General features: G+C 67.4%; 22 protein-coding genes. 13 read left to right on the forward strand and 9 right to left on the reverse strand.

All coding sequences use genetic code 11. The annotated features are described in order from the left end of the window. The first annotated feature begins 7 nt into the window (after positions 1–7). The gene (locus ACJH6J_RS26805; RefSeq protein ID WP_406804800.1) at positions 8–499 is read left to right on the forward strand and encodes a DUF3093 domain-containing protein; all 492 of its coding nucleotides are present in this window, start codon (positions 8–10) and stop codon (positions 497–499) included. Between the two features lie 79 nt (positions 500–578). Here the strand turns inward: ACJH6J_RS26805 and ACJH6J_RS26810 are convergent, their stop codons facing one another. Then, positions 579–881: a DUF4193 domain-containing protein gene (locus tag ACJH6J_RS26810; RefSeq protein ID WP_029105318.1), complete on the reverse strand. Its 303-nt coding sequence runs from the start codon at positions 879–881 to the stop codon at positions 579–581. Between the two features lie 162 nt (positions 882–1,043). On the opposite strand from ACJH6J_RS26810, the gene cei reads away from it, so the two are divergent. Then, complete coding sequence (gene cei / locus ACJH6J_RS26815; protein WP_061006028.1) at positions 1,044–1,694, forward strand: envelope integrity protein Cei; 651 nt, start codon at positions 1,044–1,046, stop codon at positions 1,692–1,694. On the opposite strand, the gene ACJH6J_RS26820 is transcribed toward cei, so the two are convergent. Then, a complete protein-coding gene (locus ACJH6J_RS26820) occupies positions 1,691–2,542 on the reverse strand; it encodes an inositol monophosphatase family protein (protein ID WP_406804801.1) in 852 nt (283 codons plus the stop codon). The two genes, cei and ACJH6J_RS26820, sit on opposite strands and share 4 nt — an antisense overlap. A 71-nt stretch (positions 2,543–2,613) precedes the next feature. Between ACJH6J_RS26820 and ppgK the strand changes: the two genes are divergently transcribed. The 3 genes from ppgK to ACJH6J_RS26835 all read left to right on the forward strand — a co-directional run bounded on the left by ppgK (position 2,614) and on the right by ACJH6J_RS26835 (position 5,691). Next, positions 2,614–3,402, forward strand: a complete 789-nt coding sequence (ppgK, locus tag ACJH6J_RS26825; RefSeq protein WP_267325546.1) for a polyphosphate--glucose phosphotransferase — start codon at positions 2,614–2,616, stop codon at positions 3,400–3,402. A 191-nt stretch (positions 3,403–3,593) separates the two neighbouring features. Next, positions 3,594–5,024, forward strand: coding sequence for an RNA polymerase sigma factor (locus ACJH6J_RS26830; RefSeq protein ID WP_406804808.1), 1,431 nt, complete (start codon positions 3,594–3,596; stop codon positions 5,022–5,024). Between the two features lie 163 nt (positions 5,025–5,187). Then, positions 5,188–5,691 (forward strand): DUF664 domain-containing protein, encoded by a 504-nt coding sequence (locus tag ACJH6J_RS26835; RefSeq protein WP_406804802.1) that lies wholly within the window; start codon positions 5,188–5,190, stop codon positions 5,689–5,691. A gap of 63 nt (positions 5,692–5,754) precedes the next feature. On the opposite strand, the gene ACJH6J_RS26840 is transcribed toward ACJH6J_RS26835, so the two are convergent. Beyond that, the gene (locus ACJH6J_RS26840) at positions 5,755–7,233 is read right to left on the reverse strand and encodes a histidine phosphatase family protein (protein ID WP_406804803.1); all 1,479 of its coding nucleotides are present in this window, start codon (positions 7,231–7,233) and stop codon (positions 5,755–5,757) included. A 215-nt stretch (positions 7,234–7,448) separates the two neighbouring features. Continuing rightward, a complete protein-coding gene (locus ACJH6J_RS26845; protein ID WP_406804809.1) occupies positions 7,449–7,832 on the reverse strand; it encodes a DUF952 domain-containing protein in 384 nt (127 codons plus the stop codon). Positions 7,833–7,986: 154 nt separating this feature from the next. Between ACJH6J_RS26845 and ACJH6J_RS26850 the strand changes: the two genes are divergently transcribed. Further along, complete coding sequence (locus ACJH6J_RS26850) at positions 7,987–8,175, forward strand: hypothetical protein (protein WP_138248990.1); 189 nt, start codon at positions 7,987–7,989, stop codon at positions 8,173–8,175. Between the two features lie 64 nt (positions 8,176–8,239). Further along, the gene (locus ACJH6J_RS26855) at positions 8,240–9,202 is read left to right on the forward strand and encodes a YihY/virulence factor BrkB family protein (protein WP_138248989.1); all 963 of its coding nucleotides are present in this window, start codon (positions 8,240–8,242) and stop codon (positions 9,200–9,202) included. Between the two features lie 10 nt (positions 9,203–9,212). On the opposite strand, the gene ACJH6J_RS26860 is transcribed toward ACJH6J_RS26855, so the two are convergent. Continuing rightward, positions 9,213–9,449, reverse strand: coding sequence for a DUF3039 domain-containing protein (locus ACJH6J_RS26860; protein WP_029105322.1), 237 nt, complete (start codon positions 9,447–9,449; stop codon positions 9,213–9,215). 67 nt (positions 9,450–9,516) lie between these two features. Between ACJH6J_RS26860 and ACJH6J_RS26865 the strand changes: the two genes are divergently transcribed. The 3 genes from ACJH6J_RS26865 (at position 9,517) to ACJH6J_RS26875 (ending at position 11,895) form a co-directional block, all read left to right on the forward strand. Further along, complete coding sequence (locus tag ACJH6J_RS26865; protein ID WP_406804804.1) at positions 9,517–9,894, forward strand: DUF3099 domain-containing protein; 378 nt, start codon at positions 9,517–9,519, stop codon at positions 9,892–9,894. A 166-nt stretch (positions 9,895–10,060) separates the two neighbouring features. Then, positions 10,061–11,020: a sigma-70 family RNA polymerase sigma factor gene (locus ACJH6J_RS26870; protein WP_020101848.1), complete on the forward strand. Its 960-nt coding sequence runs from the start codon at positions 10,061–10,063 to the stop codon at positions 11,018–11,020. Positions 11,021–11,205: 185 nt separating this feature from the next. Beyond that, positions 11,206–11,895: a metal-dependent transcriptional regulator gene (locus tag ACJH6J_RS26875; protein ID WP_226521747.1), complete on the forward strand. Its 690-nt coding sequence runs from the start codon at positions 11,206–11,208 to the stop codon at positions 11,893–11,895. A gap of 17 nt (positions 11,896–11,912) precedes the next feature. Here ACJH6J_RS26875 and ACJH6J_RS26880 read toward each other — a convergent pair whose 3' ends face one another. Continuing rightward, the gene (locus tag ACJH6J_RS26880) at positions 11,913–12,977 is read right to left on the reverse strand and encodes a DUF4192 domain-containing protein (RefSeq protein ID WP_406804805.1); all 1,065 of its coding nucleotides are present in this window, start codon (positions 12,975–12,977) and stop codon (positions 11,913–11,915) included. Between the two features lie 169 nt (positions 12,978–13,146). On the opposite strand from ACJH6J_RS26880, the gene sthA reads away from it, so the two are divergent. Next, positions 13,147–14,562 (forward strand): Si-specific NAD(P)(+) transhydrogenase, encoded by a 1,416-nt coding sequence (sthA, locus tag ACJH6J_RS26885; protein WP_061006049.1) that lies wholly within the window; start codon positions 13,147–13,149, stop codon positions 14,560–14,562. Here sthA and ACJH6J_RS26890 read toward each other — a convergent pair. Then, entirely contained in the window at positions 14,559–15,410 is an 852-nt protein-coding gene (locus ACJH6J_RS26890) for a trypsin-like serine peptidase (protein ID WP_406804806.1), read from the reverse strand. The genes sthA and ACJH6J_RS26890 overlap by 4 nt on opposite strands. 190 nt (positions 15,411–15,600) lie before the next feature. Here ACJH6J_RS26890 and ACJH6J_RS26895 point away from each other — a divergent pair, with 190 nt between their 5' ends. Both ACJH6J_RS26895 and ACJH6J_RS26900 read left to right on the forward strand, forming a co-directional pair. Continuing rightward, positions 15,601–16,542, forward strand: a complete 942-nt coding sequence (locus ACJH6J_RS26895; protein ID WP_212814839.1) for a proteasome assembly chaperone family protein — start codon at positions 15,601–15,603, stop codon at positions 16,540–16,542. Between the two features lie 44 nt (positions 16,543–16,586). Continuing rightward, positions 16,587–17,609: an alpha/beta fold hydrolase gene (locus tag ACJH6J_RS26900; RefSeq protein ID WP_212811717.1), complete on the forward strand. Its 1,023-nt coding sequence runs from the start codon at positions 16,587–16,589 to the stop codon at positions 17,607–17,609. Positions 17,610–17,615: 6 nt separating this feature from the next. On the opposite strand, the gene nrdR is transcribed toward ACJH6J_RS26900, so the two are convergent. Beyond that, entirely contained in the window at positions 17,616–18,080 is a 465-nt protein-coding gene (gene nrdR / locus ACJH6J_RS26905; RefSeq protein WP_138248984.1) for a transcriptional regulator NrdR, read from the reverse strand. A gap of 111 nt (positions 18,081–18,191) precedes the next feature. Further along, positions 18,192–18,665 carry a LysM peptidoglycan-binding domain-containing protein gene (locus tag ACJH6J_RS26910; protein ID WP_212811718.1) on the reverse strand — a complete coding sequence of 158 codons (474 nt, stop codon included), beginning with the start codon at positions 18,663–18,665 and terminating at the stop codon, positions 18,192–18,194. Positions 18,666–18,857 lie beyond the last annotated feature (192 nt).

Raw genomic sequence — 18,857 nt, forward strand, 5'->3', positions numbered from 1 at the left:
TGGCCGCGTGTCAGACACGCGAGCAGCCACCCAAACCGTCCGCTACCGGGAGCGGTTGACGGTGCCTCTGTGGTGGTGGTTACCGGGTTTCGGGCTGGCCGCCCTGATCGCGCTGGAAGTGGTGCAAGGCGTGTCGGGCGTGCCGGCATGGGCGCCGTTCGCCGTGCTGCTGCCGGTCGCGGCGGCGACGCTGGTGTGGATGGGGCGCATCGAGCTGCGCGTGGTGAGCACCGGAACCGGGCCGGACGCCGAGACCGAGCTGTGGGTGGGGCCGGCGCACATCCCGACCGGCGTCATCTCGCGGTCGGCCGAGGTGCCGCGCTCGGCGAAGTCGGCGGCACTGGGACGCCAGCTGGACCCGGCCGCGTACGTCGTACACCGGGCCTGGGTCGGGCCGTTGATCCTCGTGGTTCTCGACGACCCGGACGACCCCACGCCGTACTGGCTGGTGAGCACCCGTCATCCCGATCGGATCCTGGCAGCGCTGCAGGGTCGCTGACGCGGCCCCATAATACGCCGAATGGCCGGTCCCCGCACGGTATGCGTGCGAGACCGGCCACTGACGTGAAGATGAATCCCTAGGCGGCGCAGTCGGTGCAGATCATCACGCCGTTCTTCTCACTGGCGAGACGGCTGCGGTGTTGCACCAGGAAACAGCTCGAGCAGGTGAACTCATCGGCCTGCTTGGGCACCACACGGACCGAGAGTTCCTCGCCCGACAGGTCAGCGCCCGGCAACTCGAAGTTCTCGGCCGAGTCGGTCTCGTCGACGTCGACGACGGCGGACTGTGCCTCGTTGCGCCGTGCTTTCAGCTCCTCCAGAGAGTCCTCGGAAACCTCGTCAGTCTCAGAACGCCGCGGGGCGTCGTAATCGGTAGCCATGGTCATCCCCTCCGTTACCTTGCAGCAGAGCTTTGTACCAGCGTCGAACGCTTCCGCCAAATGATTCGTGCCCGAAAAGCGCGCCGACTATATGTGATTTGCATCACATGAGCAAGAGGTGGTTCGTAATCACGCAGGGTGCGGTGCATCTACAGTGCTCATGTGGTCGCACAAATCACCGAGGGCACGGCCTTCGACAAGCACGGTCGGCCGTTCCGCCGCCGCAACTACGTGCCCGCCGCGGTCCTGTTCGCGGTGCTGGCCGTGGCGACGCTGATCGCCTGGCTCGTCGTCGCGAACCAGCCCGCCGAAATCCACCAGGCGATCACCTGCAATCCCCCGCCCGCACCGACCGACCCGAACCAGCCGAAGCTCGGCGATGAGGTGTCGCAGTCCTCGATGGTCAACGTGGTGCCGGCCAAGCTCGCCGACACCAAGATCAAGGTGCTCAACGCCAGCGGCCAGGGCGGCCAGGCCAGCGAGGTCGCCGGTGAGCTGCGCGACCTCGGATTCGGCCAGCCGGCGGCGAGCAACGACCCGGTGTACGCCAGCACCCGCATGGAATGCCAGGGCCAGATCCGGTTCGGCCCGGCCGGTAAGTCCGCGGCCGCCGCGCTGTGGCTGGTGGCGCCGTGCACCCAGCTGTTCCAGGACCAGCGCCCCGACGACTCCGTCGACCTCGCGATCGGCACCGAGTTCAACGAGCTCGCCCACAGCGACGACATCGAGGCCATGCTGGCCAGCCTGAAGCCCGACGCGACGCAGCCCGCCGACACCTCGCTGCTGCCGAAGATCCACAGCGGGACCTGCTAGCGGTAGCCGACCCGCGCCAGCTGCCGGGTCAGCGCCGCGGCGACACCAGGCGCCGCGGCGATGACCAGGTCGTCGTCGTCCGCACCCGGCGCGGGCAGCCGTACCATCGCGCCCGCCTCCTCGGCGACCAGCGCCGCGGCCGCCCAATCCCACACGTGCACACCGGATTCGAAATACGCGTCGAGCCGGCCCGCGGCGACCATGCACAGGTCCAGGGCGCACGACCCGACCCGGCGGATGTCGCGCACCTCGGCCAGCAGCTCGGCCACCGCGCCGGCCTGCTGCCGCCGCCGCTCCCGCGCGTAGGCGAACCCGGTGGCCACCAGCGCCATCGGGAGTTCGTCGATGACGTTGCAGCGCAAGGCCGCCCGCGCCCCGTCCCGGGTCACCACGGCCCCGTGGCCACGCGCGGCGGAGAACACCTCGCCGGTCGCCGCGTTGGCCACCGCGCCGGCCACGGACACGCCGTCGATCTGCACCCCGACCGACACCGCGTAGGCGCCCAGCCCGTACATGAAGTTCACCGTGCCGTCGATGGGGTCGAGCACCCACACCGGAACGCCGGCGGGCGCCCGTGCCGCACCGCCTTCCTCCTCGCCCAGGATCGCGTCATCCGGGCGCAGGGACGCCAGACGTTCGCGCAGTAGCCGCTCGGTCTCGGTGTCCACCACGGTCACCGGGTCGGTCGGACTGCTCTTGGTGCGCACCGCGCCCTCGTCCTTCTGGGCACCAGCGAAAACCTCGCCGCGCCGGCGGCGGACGAACTCGGCGGCCTCGGTCGCCAACTGCTCGGCGAGCGCGCGCAGCGCCACAGGTGCGGTGCCACTTTCGGGTTCGCGTGCTGTCATGACGCCTATCGCAGCACACGCGGTTAGGGTGTGGGTCGCGCCCTCTTGCCCACCCCCTTCAAGGAGTGCAGATGACCGAGACGCCCACCACCGCGACCGACGGCTCGCAGCATCGAGCGCTGGGGATCGATGTCGGCGGCAGCGGCGTCAAAGGCGGCATCGTCGACCTCGACACCGGGCAGCTGATCGGCGAGCGCTTCCGGCTCCCCACCCCGCAACCGGCCACGCCCGAGGCCGTCTCGGAGACCGTCGCGGCCGTCGTCCGCGAGTTCGGCTGGACCGGGCCACTGGGCGTCACGTATCCGGGCGTGGTGACCGAGGGCATCGTGCGGACCGCGGCCAACGTCGACAGCAGCTGGATCGGCACCAACGTGCGGGAGATGTTCGCCTCGCGGCTCGACGGCCAGGACGTGACGGTGCTCAACGACGCCGACGCCGCGGGTCTGGCCGAGGAGAAGTTCGGCGCGGGCCGGGAGGTGAGCGGGCTCGTCGTGCTGCTGACGTTCGGCACGGGCATCGGTTCGGCGGTGATCTACGACGGGGTTCTGTTGCCCAACACCGAGTTCGGGCATATCGAGGTCGGCGGCAAGGAAGCCGAGCACCGCGCCGCGTCCTCGGTCAAGGAACGCAAGGACTGGTCGTACGAGCGCTGGACCGAAGAGGTCACCAAGGTGCTGGTGGCGGTCGAGAACGCCATCTGGCCGGACCTGTTCATCGTCGGCGGCGGGATCAGCAAGAAGGCCGACAAGTGGGTGCCCCTGCTGAAGAACCGCACGCCGGTGGTGGCCGCGACGCTGCAGAATTCGGCCGGCATCGTCGGTGCTGCGATGGCCGCCGACGGCGCTCTGCACCGCCATTAGCGGCCCGTCAACGCTCCGAGCCCGCCGCTGATACGGCTTCTGGGCACTATGTCGTTACAATGGTCAACGGCGGCCGCCTGAACGGATAGCGGTGATCATCCGATCGAAGATCGACGCCAATATTCGACAGCCGACGCTTTTCGGTGGCGCACGCCCACGCCATCGATGTACGAAAGACCGAAAGGGTGGCCGTGGTAGCGACCAAAGCCAGCGAGACAGCCGACGAGCCGGTGAAGCGCACCACCAAAGCCCCTGCGAAGAAGGCCGCCGCCAAGGCTGCGCCGGCCAAGCGTGCCGCGAAGGCACCCGCGAAGAAGGCCGCCGCGAAGGCCCCCGCCAAGCGCGCCGCGAAGGCCGCAACCAAGCCTGAAGACGGTGGTGCCGCTGACGACGTGACCGACGTCGACGATCTCGCCGTGGAACCCGAAGAGATCGACGTCGACGACGCCGACCTGGAACTCGACGACGACCTCGAGGCCGACGACGTCAGCGACGATGACGACGAGGACGACGCCGAAGAAGGCGAGTCCGAAGGCGAAGCCAACGCCGAAGGCACCAAGGCCGCCCCGAAGGCCGCCGAGGGTGACGACGCCGACGAGACCGCGGAGCCGTCCGAGAAGGACAAGGCCTCCGGCGACTTCGTCTGGGACGAGGAAGAGTCCGAGGCGCTGCGGCAGGCCCGCAAGGACGCCGAGCTCACCGCCTCCGCCGACTCGGTGCGTGCCTACCTCAAGCAGATCGGCAAGGTCGCGCTGCTCAACGCCGAGGAAGAGGTCGAGCTCGCCAAGCGCATCGAAGCCGGCCTGTACGCCACGCAGCTGATGTCCGAGCTGATGGAAAAGGGCGAGAAGCTGCCCGCCGCGCAGCGTCGCGACATGCAGTGGATCTGCCGCGACGGCGACCGCGCCAAGAACCACCTGCTGGAAGCCAACCTGCGTCTGGTGGTGTCGCTGGCCAAGCGCTACACCGGCCGCGGCATGGCGTTCCTCGACCTCATCCAGGAAGGCAACCTGGGCCTGATCCGTGCGGTCGAGAAGTTCGACTACACCAAGGGCTACAAGTTCTCGACGTACGCCACGTGGTGGATCCGTCAGGCCATCACCCGCGCCATGGCCGACCAGGCGCGCACCATCCGTATCCCGGTGCACATGGTCGAGGTCATCAACAAGCTGGGCCGCATCCAGCGCGAGCTGCTGCAGGACCTGGGTCGCGAACCCACGCCCGAAGAGCTGGCCAAGGAAATGGACATCACGCCGGAGAAGGTGCTGGAGATCCAGCAGTACGCGCGTGAGCCCATCTCGCTGGACCAGACCATCGGCGACGAGGGCGACAGCCAGCTTGGTGACTTCATCGAGGACAGCGAAGCCGTGGTGGCCGTGGACGCCGTGTCGTTCACGCTGCTGCAGGATCAGCTGCAGTCGGTGCTGGAGACCCTGTCCGAGCGTGAGGCCGGCGTCGTCCGGCTGCGCTTCGGCCTCACCGACGGGCAGCCGCGCACCCTCGACGAGATCGGCCAGGTCTACGGCGTCACCCGTGAGCGCATCCGCCAGATCGAGTCCAAGACCATGAGCAAGCTGCGGCACCCGTCACGCTCGCAGGTCCTGCGCGACTACCTGGACTAGTCCCCCGGATCAACGACCATTGCCCCGAAACTTCCGGTTTCGGGGCAATGGTCGTTTGTGCGGCGAATCAGCAGGGCACGCAGCGGTTCCCGTTCCAGATCCAGCCCGCGCCGCCCCGAAAACCGGAAGCGGGAAAAGCGCTGCGTGTGAAAGGCTTTCGTACATGCCGACCTCGGAACATCCCCTGACCCAAGCGATGCTGGACGTCTCGTCCGAGTGTTTCGCCGCGATGGCCGACATCCTCACCGTGCTCGGCGACGAGCTCGCCAATCAGCGACCTGAGCTGCCGGGCGCGAACAGCTGCTACGCGATCGTCAACCACTGCATCGGTGTGGTCGACTACTGGGCCGGCTCTTTCATTGCCGGACAACGCATCCCGCGGGACCGCGACAGCGAGTTCACCGCCACCGGGCGGGTCGACGAGCTGCTCGAACGACTGACCGCCCTGCAGCAGCGTTTCCCCGGCTGGGTCGAGGTGGCGGTCACCGAGGGAATCCGGGACCGTGAGCTGGCCGACGGGGTGCGCGGCGGCACGACGCGCGCTTCGGTTCTGGCCACGGCCAGCCCGGAGTGGACGCTGCTGCACATCCTGCACGACATCGCGCAGCACGTCGGACACCTGGAGATCACCAGAGACCTGCTGCTCTCCGCGCGCACAGAGGGCTGACGCAAATCGGCCCCCTTCCCTGACGAGAAGGGGGCCGATCTGTTGCCATCCGACAGCGAACTGTCAGTCGGTGCTTCCAGCGCCAGCGCCGGCAGTGGCCTTCGCAGACTCTGCCTTGGCCTTCGCCTCGGCCTTCTTGGCCTCAGCGGCAGCCTTCTTGGCGTCGGCCTTGGCCTTCGCCTCGGCCTTCTTGGCCTCGGCGGCAGCCTTCTTCTCCTCGGCCTTGGCCTTGGCAGCGGCCTTCTTGGCCTCCGCGGCAGCCTTCTTGGCATCGGCCTTGGCCTTGGCGTCGTCGGCCTTGGCTTGACCTTCCGCCTTGGCAGCGTCGGCGCCGGCCTTGGCGTCGTCAGCCTTGGTCTGGCCCTCTGCCTTGGCAGCGTCGGCGTCGGCCTTGGCCTCGTCAGCCTTGGCCTGGCCGTCAACCTTGTTGTCCGACGCCGGAGCGTCGGCGACCTTGGCCGGCGAGTCGCCCGCCTGCGCCGCGGCCGGGGCCTTGGCCGCAACCGGAGCCGAGAAGGCCGCCGGCGAGACCGCCGCACCCGAGGTCGGCGCGGTGGTCTGCGTGCCCGCAGCCGGAGCCGGCGGCGCCAGCTTCTTCTGCAGGTTGTCGATGGCCGTCGTCACGCCGCCGATGACCTGGGCGTTGATCGCCCGGACGAACTTGGCCGTCGAGAACAACGCGTCGGCCGCCCCGTGGTTGATCGCGGTCAGGATCTTGCCGACGTTGCCGGTCTGGAATGCCGCGGCGACATCCTGCACCACCGAGTTGAGCTGACGGGTCAGCGTGCGGACCTGGGTCATCACATTCTCGATCGGACCCTTCTGCATGCCGGCGATCTTGACGCCGTTCCACTCGACCAGGTTCCAGCCGTCCTCGGGGTTGCCCTCGACGACGACAACGCCGGTGTTGCCCAGCGGATGCTGCGTGAACAGCATGATCTTCTGCTCAGCGCTGAGATTCTTGGCGTTCATCATCGTCCAGATCATGATGGTGCCGCCGTGCGAGAACACCGCCGCGTTGCGATCGCCGTTGTCGTAGATCGTCTGCAGCGCGCCGTTGACGCGATCCTCGAACTGATGGCCGTTCAGACCAGTCGTCGGATCGGCCGCGGACGGGATGAACGCGTCCAGGTTCGGGGCGATCGGGTTGAAGCTGACGTTCGGCGGCGGCGTCACCGACAGTCCCGCCCACGCCAGCGGAGCAGTCAGGTAACCAAAGAGACCCGCGCGCTCCGGCGTGCCTTCGTACTTGCCGGCTTCGATCTCCTGCAGACCTGGCAACACCTGGATCGGCAGACCCAGGTACTGCGACAACGGCGTCGCCGTCTGCTGCGTCCGAACCATCGTCGACGCGTAGATGGCGTCGAAGTTCCGGTCGCCGAGCTTGGCCGCGATGTCCTTGGCCTGCTGCTGGCCGTCCGGTGTCAGGACCGGGCCCGGCACCTGCGTGTCGATGTTGCCCGACGTGTTTCCGTACGACTGCCCGTGCCGGATGAACGTGATGGTCATGTTCTCGGCCGCCCATGCCGGCAGCGCCGACATGACCAGAAGGGCACTCGCCGTCAGCGCGACACCGAGCCCCTTCAGTCCTCTTGCGCGACGGCGCTTACCCGTCGCGTCTTCAGAATTCGTGTGGTTGATGATGTCCTCACCGAGTCGGGGATATTTACGCGCGCGATCGTGTCAATCCCCCGACGGTGATTCGGGCCACATTCCCGATGAGTGGACAGATTTCTCACACTGTCGTTCATTTCTCGTTAACCAACGGCATCGGTGCCGAAATTTGCCGGAAGAACTGCAAAAACACCGTCGGGGTCAGGTCGGTAGGGCACCGTGCGGGTCACCGCGGCGACAGGGAGTGGGCCGTAGAGATGAGGGAAGAGCATCGAGACCGGATCCGTCGGCACCCCGGGCTCCCAGCGAACCGGCGACCCCAGCAGCTCCGGGTCACACACCAGGAGGAGCAGGTCGGACTGCCCGCGGTACAGCCGATTGGCCGGCAGGTGAACCTGCTCCGGAGCCGACAGGTGGACGAACCCGACCTCGTCGAGTGAGGGCGGCCGAAGCTCACCATCGAACTGGGCACGCGCCCAATCCGTTTCACTACACAGATGAACCAGGACTGTGGGCGCGGCGATCATGCGGTCAGCCTGCCGCGCCCGCAACTCCAGCGATAGGTGAGACACGACACACCCGTGAACACCTGGGGAACAACGCTGGAATCCAAATCGTCTGAGAGAGTAGAGATGTGTAACCGGCAAAGCGCCCAGGCGGCGACGAGCAGAAGGAGGAGCCATGAACGCAACTCTGACCGGCCCGGCACTGACACGGGCCGACCGCTGTGACCGGTGCGGCGCCGCCGCCCGCGTTCGGGCTACCCTGCCCTCCGGCATGGAGCTCCTGTTCTGCCAACACCACGCGAACGAGCACGAATCCAAGCTGGTTGCGTTGGCCGCTGTGCTGGAGGTCAGCGGCGAGGACTGAGGTGACCCGCCGGTCGCCTCAAATACGGTCCTGATGGGGTCTCTTCGGTAATGCTGGTCTGGCCATGAACGACCAGACGCCACCGATCAAGCCGACACGTCATCACGTGTTACGGGTCATCCGTCGCGCGCTGTCGAAAAGCTGGGACGATTCGATCTTCTCGGAGTCGGCACAGGCTGCGTTCTGGTCAGCGTTGTCCCTACCGCCCTTGTTGTTGGGCATGTTGGGCAGCTTGGCGTACGTGGCGCCGCTGTTCGGCCCCGAGACGTTGCCGATGATCCAGGAGCAGCTGATCGGGACGGCGAAGAACTTCTTTTCGCCGAACGTGATCAACGAGATCATCCAGCCGACCGTCCGCGAAGTTGCCATGGGCGCCCGCGGCGAGGTGGTGTCCCTCGGGTTCGTCATCTCGCTGTGGGCCGGCTCATCGGCCATCTCCGCGTTCGTCGACGCCGTGGTCGAGGCACACGACCAGACACCGCTCCGCCATCCGGTGCGGCAACGGTTCTACGCGCTCGGGCTGTACCTGGTGATGCTGCTGTTCGTGATCGCGACCGCTCCAGTGGCCGCTATCGGACCGATGAAGATCGCCCAGCACATCCCCGAAACCTGGTCCAACGCCATGAAGTACGGGTACTGGCCGGTGCTGCTGCTGGGCATCGTGCTGGCCGTGACGGTGCTCTACCGGGTGTCGCTGCCCAAACCGCTGCCGACGCATAGGTTGCTGTTCGGCGCCGTCCTGGCCACCGTGGTCTTCGTGGTGGCGACGGTCGGACTCCGGTTCTATCTGACGTGGATCACCGCCACGGGCTACACCTACGGCGCCCTGGCGACACCGATCGCGTTCCTGCTGTTCGCGTTCGCGCTGGGTTTCGCGATCATGATCGGAGCCGAACTCAACGCGGCGATCCAGGAGGAATGGCCGGCGCCGGACACCCATGCCCGACGCCTGCGCGAATGGCTCGAGGAGAAGGCCGAGACCCTCACGGGCGATCAGCCTGCCGAACCGGCAGAGCCGCCGGCCTGACCGGCTCGGGCTACTTCTTCATCTGTTCGTAGATGCGCTTGCAGTCCGGGCACACCGGCGAACCCGGCTTGGGCGACTTGGTCACCGGGAACACCTCACCGCATAACGCGACGACATGGGTACCCATGACAGCGCTCTCCGCGATCTTGTCCTTCTTGACGTAGTGAAAATGCTTAGGTCGGTCGTCGTCCGTACCGTCGTCGACCTGTTCATCGGAATCGGTGCGTTCGAGGGTGTCGGTCTGCATGCACTCATTGTGCACTTCACCCGAACCGGTCGCGGCGGCACCGAGCCAGATGTGGGACAGTAGAAGGATGAAACAAGGCCAAGAGCTGAGTTTCGACGACGACGGTCGGCCGGTCCTCATCACTCGCGCAGCACCCGCTTACGAGGAGCAGCACCGCGCCCGCGTCCGCCGCTACCTGACCATAATGTCGTTCCGCGTGCCGGCGCTGTTGCTGGCGGCCCTGGCCTACAGCATCTGGCACAACGGCCTGATCTCGCTGGCCATCCTCATCGCATCCATTCCCCTGCCGTGGATCGCGGTACTCATCGCAAACGACCGCCCGCCGCGCACCGCACAGGAACCGCGCCGCTACGACGCTCCCCGACGAGCGCCCATGTTCCCGACCGCCGAGCGGCCGGCAATCGAGGACCGGCACCCGGTCATCGACGGCGATATCGAGCCCTGATCTCCACCTGAGTTTCCTTCTTTCTCCTTTCTAAGGACATTCTCAGGTCGACGCGGAAAAACCGCAGGTCAGAGGCCATGAGATGACGGGGCCTCGGGAACTTCTCCGACAACTCGGGCGTTGAAGCTAGTGACAGTTCGAGCTGAGCACGAGCAGGAGGCCGCAAATGGCAAAAGCCACCACAAGCCGTATCGATTCCGATCTTGACGCCCAGAGTCCCGCCGCGGACCTGGTGCGCGTCTACCTGAACGGCATCGGTAAGACCGCCCTGCTCAACGCCGAGGACGAGGTGGAACTGGCCAAGCGCATCGAGGCCGGCCTGTACGCGGCGCACCTGCTGGAGACCAAGAAGCGACTCGGCGACAACCGCAAGCGTGACCTGGCGGCCATCGTCCGCGACGGCGAAGCCGCACGCCGGCATCTGCTGGAAGCCAACCTCCGCCTCGTGGTTTCGCTGGCCAAGCGCTACACGGGCCGCGGCATGCCGCTGCTGGACCTGATCCAGGAAGGCAACCTCGGCCTCATCCGGGCGATGGAGAAGTTCGACTACGCCAAGGGCTTCAAGTTCTCGACCTACGCCACCTGGTGGATTCGTCAGGCGATCACGCGCGGCATGGCCGACCAGAGCCGGACCATCCGGCTCCCCGTCCACTTGGTGGAGCAGGTCAACAAGCTCGCTCGGATCAAGCGCGAGATGCACCAGAGCCTGGGACGTGAGGCCACCGACGAAGAGCTCGCGGAAGAGTCGGGCATCCCGGTCGAGAAGATCAACGACCTGCTCGAGCACAGCCGCGACCCGGTGAGCCTGGACATGCCGGTCGGTACCGACGAGGAAGCTCCGCTCGGTGACTTCATCGAGGACTCCGAAGCGCTCTCGGCCGAGAACGCCGTCATCTCGGAGCTGCTGCACACCGACATCCGCCACGTGCTCGCCACCCTGGACGAGCGCGAGCAGCAGGTGATCCGGCTGCGCTTCGGCCTCGACGACGGTCAGCCCCGCACCCTGGACCAGATCGGCAAGCTGTTCGGCCTGTCCCGCGAGCGGGTCCGCCAGATCGAGCGTGAGGTCATGTCGAAGCTCCGCAACGGCGAGCGGGCCGAGCGCCTGCGGGCCTACGCGAGCTGACCGCCGCCACCCACAACTGCACACCCTGGTGCCCGCCGGAACGCCCGGCGGGCACCGTTTTTGTCGGGCGGTCCGCCCGCCGCCGTCGGCCATCGGAATCACTGCGTCGATGAGCCGTGGTGGATGCCTGTTGACCCGGCCAAACCGGTAAGCTGGGCACCGGCGGAGGCCTGGAGGAATTTGGCATGAACGATCTGATCGATACGACCGAGATGTACCTGCGGACGATCTACGACCTCGAAGAAGAGGGCGTGGTGCCGCTGCGTGCGCGCATTGCCGAACGCCTCGAGCAGAGCGGCCCCACCGTCAGCCAGACGGTGTCGCGGATGGAGCGCGACGGGCTGCTGCACGTCGCCGGTGATCGCCACCTGGAACTCACGGACAAGGGCCGGTCGCTGGCGGTGTCGGTGATGCGCAAGCACCGGCTTGCCGAGCGCCTGCTGGTCGATGTGATCGGCCTGCCGTGGGAGGAAGTCCACGCCGAGGCCTGCCGCTGGGAACACGTGATGAGCGAGGACGTCGAACGCCGGCTCGTCCAGGTGCTCGACAACCCGACCACGTCGCCGTTCGGCAACCCGATCCCCGGCCTCGCCGATCTCGGCGTCATCCCGGCCGGCGACGCCGACGTCAGCCTCGTCCGGCTCACCGAGCTGCCCACCGGATTCCCGGTCGCGGTCCGGGTGCGCCAGCTGACCGAGCACGTCCAGGGCGACACCGAGCTGATCGCCCGGCTCAAAGATGCCGGCGTCGTGCCGAACGCGCGTGTCACGGTGCAGGCCACCGAGCAGGGCAGCGTCCTGATCGTCATCCCCGGCCACGAACAGGTCGAGTTGCCGCATCACATGGCACACGCGGTCCGCGTCGAGAAGGTCTGACCCGAAGACCACGCGGCTCACGCTGACCGGCCGAAGATCCTGCGCGGCGGCATCTGCACGCCGAGGCGCTCCGCCAGTTTGTAGCCCGTGAGTGCCAGTTCCCGGATCCGGTCCGGCCTCATGCCGGCCTGGAGTGCCGCGTCGAGCAGCCCAGCCATGTGGTGCTCGCTGTCGACGTCCAGCGCGGCCTGCAACGCCACGCCGGCGAGCGGTCCGTCGCCACGGGCGTAGGCGCTGAAGGCCAGCAGCACCAGCGCTTCCAGGCGCCACGGCGCGGGCAGGGTACGGGCCAACGCTGCCCACACCGACTCGGCCGCGGCGGCATGCTCGCCGACCGCCAGCGCGTACAGCGTGTCCCGCACCCGCGAATCCGTCACCGCACAGGCCAGGCGCACCGCGTCGTCATCGGGTAACGGTGACCCGTCCGCCGAACCGGTGGCACACGCCACCGCATGTTCGACGTCGGCGCGCGCATCGGCATCGGGACGGCCTCGGTAATCCACTGTGGCAGCACGCTTTTCGATCGCCGGCCGCAACGCCTCGGCGCGCTGTGTGTCGGTGACGGCCACGACCTCGACGAGGTCCGCGCGCCGGGCGTAGAGGCGCCGGCCGTCGAGCACCGCAGCCATGGTGACAGGCGACGATTCGGGATCCTCGACGATGCCGGCGTTGCCGCAGCCGTCGGCGCACTGCCACCGGCCGCCGGCGGCCACCCGGTCGACCACATGCACCGCGAACAGTTCGATGCCGTGATCGGACAGCGCGTCCTCGAGTTCGTCGCTCACGTCGCGGTACATGTCCGCGCACATCGCGCAGTCGACGCCGTGTTCGTCGACGATCACCGCGATGGCCGCATCCGCGTCCGCGGCGGCGGCCATGTCCGAGAGATGTCCGAGGGCGTCGGGCAAGGCCTCGAAGAATCCCTCCGACAGGTCGACGCGCAGGACCGCACCCATCTCGCCGCCGATGATCGTGACGAGTACCAGTGACTTCTCCGGCGCAAATCCCAGGACCGCAGGCACTGCCGCGATCAGGGCGCCGGGCCGGTTCAGTTGGAAATCGAATGAGCTGAAAGATGTCATGCCCTGAAGGTGGCAGCACGGTCCGTCAGGAATCGTCGGCCGGCACGGCCGGCGGGCCGGTCTGTGGATGAACTCGGATCTGTGGATAACGGTCCCACGCGAGGTGTTTCCGCAAAGTTCGCCGATGATCCGGCTGCATGATCACGCGCGCCGTGCCAACCTGGCTGTCATGGGTTCCACGCAGGAGTTCGACCTCGTCGTCATCGGATCCGGCCCGGGTGGGCAGAAGGCCGCGATCGCCGCCGCCAAGCTGGGAAAATCCGTCGCAGTCATCGAGCGTGGACGCATGCTCGGCGGCGTCTGCGTGAACACCGGGACCATCCCGTCCAAGACGCTGCGTGAGGCCGTCGTCTACCTCACCGGGATGAGCCAGCGCGAACTGTACGGCTCCAGCTACCGGGTGAAGGAACGGATCACCCCTGCCGATCTGCTGCGCCGCACCACCCACGTCATCGGCCGGGAACAGGACGTCGTGCGCAACCAGCTCCTGCGCAACGGGGTCGAGTTGTTCGAAGGGCACGGGCGCTTCCTCGACCCGCACACCCTGGTCATCGAGGACCCGACCCGCGACGAGAACGTCAACATCAGGGCGCGGTATGTCGTCATCGCCACCGGCACCAAGCCCGTCCGGCCGGCCGGGGTGAACTTCGACGAAGAACGCGTCCTGGACTCCGACGGGATTCTGGATCTCAAGAGCCTGCCGCAGTCGATGGTGGTGGTCGGCGCCGGAGTCATCGGTATCGAGTACGCGTCCATGTTCGCCGCGCTCGGCACCAAGGTGACCGTGATCGAGAAGCGCCCGACGATGCTGGACTTCTGCGATTCCGAGATCATCGAGTCCCTCAAATTCCACCTGCGCGACCTCGCGGTGACGTTCCGGTTCGGCGAAGAGGTCACCGCCGTGGACGTGGGTCCCGGCGGAACCCTGACCACGCTCGCCAGCGGGAAACAGATCCCCGCCGAGACAGTGATGTACTCGGCCGGCCGGCAGGGCCAGACCGAGCACCTCGACGTCGCCCAGGCCGGACTCGAGATCGACAGCCGCGGAAGGATTTTCGTCGACGACAACTACCAGACCAAGGTCGACCACATCTATGCCGTCGGCGACGTCATCGGCTTCCCCGCGCTGGCGGCGACCTCGATGGACCAGGGCCGGCTCGCGGCCTATCACGCCTTCGGCGAGCCCTGTAAGGGCATGACCGACCTACAGCCGATCGGCATCTACTCCATTCCCGAGGTGTCGTACGTCGGCGCCACCGAGGTCGATCTCACCGACAGCTCGGTCCCGTACGAGGTCGGGGTGTCGCGCTACCGCGAACTGGCCCGCGGGCAGATCGCCGGCGACTCGTACGGCATGCTCAAACTCCTGGTCTCCACCGAGGACCTCACGCTGCTCGGCGTACACATCTTCGGCTCGAACGCCACCGAACTGGTCCACATCGGCCAGGCCGTGATGGGCTGCGGCGGGACCGTGGAGTACCTGGTCGACGCCGTCTTCAACTACCCGACGTTCTCCGAGGCCTACAAGGTCGCCGCGCTCGACGTGATGAACAAGCTGCGGGCGCTCAACCAGTTCCGGAGCTAGGTGCTGCAGCCGTCGTCGGGGGCGCCGGTGGCGCGGTCTGCCGGGCCACCCTCCTGGGCACGCTGATACACCACCTGGACCTGCACGTCGAACGGTGACGAGTACGACAGCTCGTTGCTGCTGCACCCACCGCCCTGCAGACCGCCGACCACTCCCCTGACCTCGTTCCCCGCCACCCAGGGCGAGCCGCTGGTGCCGTCCACCAGTCCCGGGCAGCGCAGCGCCGGGAACCCGCGATCCGGGCGTGACGTCGGACCGCTGCAGCTGACCTGACCGCCGCCGTCACCGAGCGGGTATCCCGTCACCGTGATCGGAACGTCCGGACCGGGCGCCGCGCCGAGCACGAAGCCGCCGCCGGCGCGGTGCTCCAGCGTCTCGGTCGTGGCCGCACCGCCGTGGCTGACCCGGGCGATCGCGAAGTCGGCTGCCGGGTCCTGGCCACGGACCCAGCGCGAATCCAGGTACACCGCGTCGATGTGCCAGAAGTCCCCGGGCACGCCGCTGCGGTAACCGGGCGCGAACGTCGCGTCGAACGCCGCGTCGAGGCAGTGTGCGGCCGTGATGATCAGATTCCCGGCCAGCGAGTCGAGGACCGCGCCACTGCAGGTGTGCACGGAATCGCTGCCCAGGAACACCGCTCCGACGCGCGGATCGGGCCGGGGTCCCGGGACCACGGCCGCGCCGGCGGCGACCGTACCGGGGTCGCCGGCACGGGGATCGGCCTTGATCGCAGGCGGGCTGCACGCGGTGGCCAGCAGCGCGGCGAATGCGCTCACGGCCAGTCGGGTGCGAAGCATCTGTCCGATCTTGCCCGATACCGACGGCACGAGCAGCACCTGGTGCACCATGCGTACTGCGGGCCGACACCGGGAACAACACAAGAATGCGCGACACTTGTAGGAGACACATCCGGCGAGATGTGAACGCACGACGGCAAGGAGTGTGAAGGTGAGCGAGCACGACGGGAACGCGCGCAACGCGAGCGGCCAGCGGCCCGACAACAGCCGGGGCCAGCAGTATCAGCCCGAGCAGAGCGGTATGTACGAGCTGGAATTCCCCGCGCCCCAGTTGTCCGCCGCCGACGGCCGCGGACCGGTGATGGTGCACGCCCTCGAAGGCTTCTCCGATGCCGGTCACGCCATCCGGCTGGCCGCCGAGCACCTGAAGAACACGCTCGACACCGAACTGGTCGCGTCGTTCGCCATCGACGAACTGCTGGACTACCGGTCACGCCGGCCGCTGATGACGTTCACCACCGACCACTTCACCAAGTACGACGATCCCGAACTGAACCTGTACGCGCTGCACGACACCGCCGGGACGCCGTTCCTGCTGCTGGCCGGGATGGAGCCGGATCTGCGCTGGGAACGTTTCATCACGGCGGTGCGGCTGCTGTCCGAGCGGCTCGGGGTCCGGCAGATCATCGGGCTGGGCGCCATCCCGATGGCGGTCCCGCACACCCGCCCCGTCACCATGACGGCACACGCCGGCAACAAGGAGCTGATCGCCGATCACACGCCGTGGGTTGGCGAGGTACAGGTTCCGGCCAGCGTGTCGAACCTGTTGGAGTACCGGATGATTCAGCACGGCCACGAAGCTCTGGGCTTCACCGTGCATGTGCCGCACTACCTAGCGCAGACCGCGTATCCGCCCGCCGCCGAGGCGCTGCTGGGTGAGGTCTCCCGGATCGCGTCGCTGCAGATTCCGCTGCACGCGCTGTCGGAGGCGGGCGCCGAGGTGTACGCCAAGATCAGCGAGCAGGTGGAGGCCAGCGCCGAAGTCGCTCAAGTGGTCAGTGCACTGGAACAACAGTACGATTCGTTCGTCGCTGCTCAGGAAAATCGGTCGTTGCTGGCACGTGACGAGGAACTACCCAGCGGCGACGAACTCGGCGCACAGTTCGAGCAGTTCCTCGCCGAACAGTCCGGTGACGGATTCTCCGATCCCCAAGCCGGCGACGACGGCACTGTCGGCGACTGACCACGCGGTCGGCTTGGCCGACACCATGGGAAGGAGCTGGGACGATGTCCGATGGAAAGCCCAACCTGCACTCGGTGCGCGACGTGACGCCGCGGCTGGAGTACCGCACCATCCATGGTTACCGCCGCGCGTACCGGGTGGCGGGCTCGGGGCCGGCGATCCTGCTGATCCACGGCATCGGCGACAACTCCACCACGTGGGAAACCGTTCAGACGCGCCTCGCCCAGCGGTTCACCGTCATCGCCCCGGACCTGCTGGGCCACGGCCAGTCCGACAAGCCGCGCGCCGACTACTCGGTGGCGGCGTACGCCAACGGCATGCGGGACCTGCTCAGCGTGCTCGACATCGAACGCGTGACGGTCGTCGGCCATTCACTGGGCGGCGGCGTGGCCATGCAGTTCGCCTATCAGTTCCCGCAATTGGTCGATCGCCTGGTGCTGGTCGGTGCCGGCGGTGTCACCCGCGACGTGAACATCGCACTGCGGCTCGCGGCGCTGCCGCTGGGTACCGAAGCGCTGGCACTGTTGCGAATCCCGTTGGTACTGCCCGCCCTTCAGCTCGCCGGGCGGCTCGGCGGAGCGCTGCTCGGGTCGACCGGCCTGGGCCACGACCTGCCGAACATGCTGCGCATCCTCAACGACCTGCCCGAACCCAAGGCCTCGTCCGCCTTCGCCCGGACCCTGCGCGCCGTGGTCGACTGGCGCGGCCAGGTGGTCACGATGCTGGACCGATGTTATTTGACCGAAGCCATTCCGGTGCAATTGGTTTGGGGCACGCAGGATGCCGTCATCCCGGCCGCCCACGGAGAACTCGCCCACGCCGCGATGCCGGGCTCCCGGCTCGAGTTCTTCGACAACTCAGGACATTTCCCGTTTCACGACGACCCCGACCGGTTCGTGAAACTCATCGAGGAATTCATCGACACGACGGCGCCGTCGGTCTACGACCGTGATGCGCTGCGCGGACTCCTGCAGACCGGCGTCACCGCGAAGTCGATCGACGCCCCGCAAGATACGAAGTATGCGGTTCTCGACGCCATGGAGACCGACGAGCGCAGCGCGACCTAGCTGCCGTCAGCCCGACGACGTCACACCGCGGTGCGCCCGCAGCGCCTCGATTTCGCGTTCGAAGTCCTCCGCGGACGAGAAAGAGCGGTACACCGACGCGAACCGCAGATAGGCGACCTCATCGAGGTCACGCAGAGGACCGAGGATCGCCAACCCGACCTCATGGCTCGGCACTTCGGGAGATCCGGTGGCCCGCACCGCATCTTCGACCTTCTGCGCCAACTGGTTCAGGGCATCGTCGTCGACCTGCCGCCCCTGGCAGGCGCGCCGTACGCCCTTGATCACCTTGTCCCGGCTGAACGGTTCGGTGACGCCGCTGCGTTTGACCACCGCGACGACTGCGGTCTCCACCGTGGTGAACCGGCGACCGCACTCGGGGCATGACCGGCGACGCCGAATCGCCTGCCCTTCGTCAGCTTCTCGTGAATCGACCACACGCGAGTTCGGATGCCGGCAGAACGGACAGTGCATCACCGCTCCTTCGCCGCACCGACAATCGACCGTTTCGAACGGTCTCGAGCCTACCCGTGCCGCTCTGACGCGGCCGGGCGCCGTGCCGATCGACGCGCGCACGGACTGTCCTCAGCCGACCGGCGCGATCAGCGTCTGCCCGGCGTTCAGGGCCACCGACGGCAGCTTGTTCAGCTCCTTGATGCGGTCGACGACGGCACTGACCGGCGCGTCGGGCGCCACCCGCCGCGCGACCTGCTGAATCGACTCCCCCGTCTGCACCCGGACCACCGCGAGCTGCGCGGGCACGGAGGCCGTCGAAGAAGTCGGCTGGACCGCCTCACCGAACTGCGCCACCAGACCCAGCCACACCGTGATCCCGGCCGCGACCAGGGCCAGCATCACCGTGGTCAACGGGGTGATCGGATTGCGGCGGTGCGAGGCACGCGACGTCAGCACGCCCGTACCCCGGTGCCGGAAGGCCGCGCCCGAGGGGCGCGCGCCGGCCGGCCGCAGCCGGGCCTGGCGGTGCCGGTTGACATCTGAACGCCGAGGCACGGTGCGGACGACGACGTCGGTCGGGTATTCGCGGGTGATGACGGTCATGTCGGTTCCTCTCAGGAGTTCGTACATAGGTTCGATCGCTCTTGTGTTCGACTATATCGCCCAAATGTTCGAACGGTAGAACATGTGATCGAACTGTTGCGAACGATACGACCACCCACCGACATTGATTGTGTTCAACCCGTTCGGGCGAGGATGACCTTGCTCGTTCGCCGCTGGTGATGACCCTCCCAC

The sequence above is a fragment of the Mycobacterium sp. SMC-18 genome, assembly GCF_045310895.1.
In the GTDB taxonomy this organism is placed as follows: Bacteria; Actinomycetota; Actinomycetes; order Mycobacteriales; family Mycobacteriaceae; genus Mycobacterium.

Excerpts from the sequence above, each read along its gene's own strand:
- ACJH6J_RS26810 (WP_029105318.1), bottom strand. The coding sequence starts at position 881 with ATGGCTACCGATTACGACGCCCCGCGGCGTTCTGAGACTGACGAGGTT.
- ACJH6J_RS26820 (WP_406804801.1), bottom strand. The coding sequence starts at position 2,542 with ATGACAGCACGCGAACCCGAAAGTGGCACCGCACCTGTGGCGCTGCGC.
- ppgK (WP_267325546.1), top strand. The coding sequence starts at position 2,614 with ATGACCGAGACGCCCACCACCGCGACCGACGGCTCGCAGCATCGAGCG.
- ACJH6J_RS26835 (WP_406804802.1), top strand. The coding sequence starts at position 5,188 with ATGCCGACCTCGGAACATCCCCTGACCCAAGCGATGCTGGACGTCTCG.
- ACJH6J_RS26840 (WP_406804803.1), bottom strand. The coding sequence starts at position 7,233 with ATGTCGGCGCTGCCGGCATGGGCGGCCGAGAACATGACCATCACGTTC.
- ACJH6J_RS26845 (WP_406804809.1), bottom strand. The coding sequence starts at position 7,832 with ATGATCGCCGCGCCCACAGTCCTGGTTCATCTGTGTAGTGAAACGGAT.
- ACJH6J_RS26850 (WP_138248990.1), top strand. The coding sequence starts at position 7,987 with ATGAACGCAACTCTGACCGGCCCGGCACTGACACGGGCCGACCGCTGT.
- ACJH6J_RS26855 (WP_138248989.1), top strand. The coding sequence starts at position 8,240 with ATGAACGACCAGACGCCACCGATCAAGCCGACACGTCATCACGTGTTA.
- ACJH6J_RS26860 (WP_029105322.1), bottom strand. The coding sequence starts at position 9,449 with ATGCAGACCGACACCCTCGAACGCACCGATTCCGATGAACAGGTCGAC.
- ACJH6J_RS26865 (WP_406804804.1), top strand. The coding sequence starts at position 9,517 with ATGAAACAAGGCCAAGAGCTGAGTTTCGACGACGACGGTCGGCCGGTC.
- ACJH6J_RS26870 (WP_020101848.1), top strand. The coding sequence starts at position 10,061 with ATGGCAAAAGCCACCACAAGCCGTATCGATTCCGATCTTGACGCCCAG.
- ACJH6J_RS26875 (WP_226521747.1), top strand. The coding sequence starts at position 11,206 with ATGAACGATCTGATCGATACGACCGAGATGTACCTGCGGACGATCTAC.
- ACJH6J_RS26880 (WP_406804805.1), bottom strand. The coding sequence starts at position 12,977 with ATGACATCTTTCAGCTCATTCGATTTCCAACTGAACCGGCCCGGCGCC.
- sthA (WP_061006049.1), top strand. The coding sequence starts at position 13,147 with ATGGGTTCCACGCAGGAGTTCGACCTCGTCGTCATCGGATCCGGCCCG.
- ACJH6J_RS26890 (WP_406804806.1), bottom strand. The coding sequence starts at position 15,410 with ATGGTGCACCAGGTGCTGCTCGTGCCGTCGGTATCGGGCAAGATCGGA.
- ACJH6J_RS26895 (WP_212814839.1), top strand. The coding sequence starts at position 15,601 with ATGTACGAGCTGGAATTCCCCGCGCCCCAGTTGTCCGCCGCCGACGGC.
- ACJH6J_RS26900 (WP_212811717.1), top strand. The coding sequence starts at position 16,587 with ATGTCCGATGGAAAGCCCAACCTGCACTCGGTGCGCGACGTGACGCCG.
- nrdR (WP_138248984.1), bottom strand. The coding sequence starts at position 18,080 with ATGCACTGTCCGTTCTGCCGGCATCCGAACTCGCGTGTGGTCGATTCA.
- ACJH6J_RS26910 (WP_212811718.1), bottom strand. The coding sequence starts at position 18,665 with ATGACCGTCATCACCCGCGAATACCCGACCGACGTCGTCGTCCGCACC.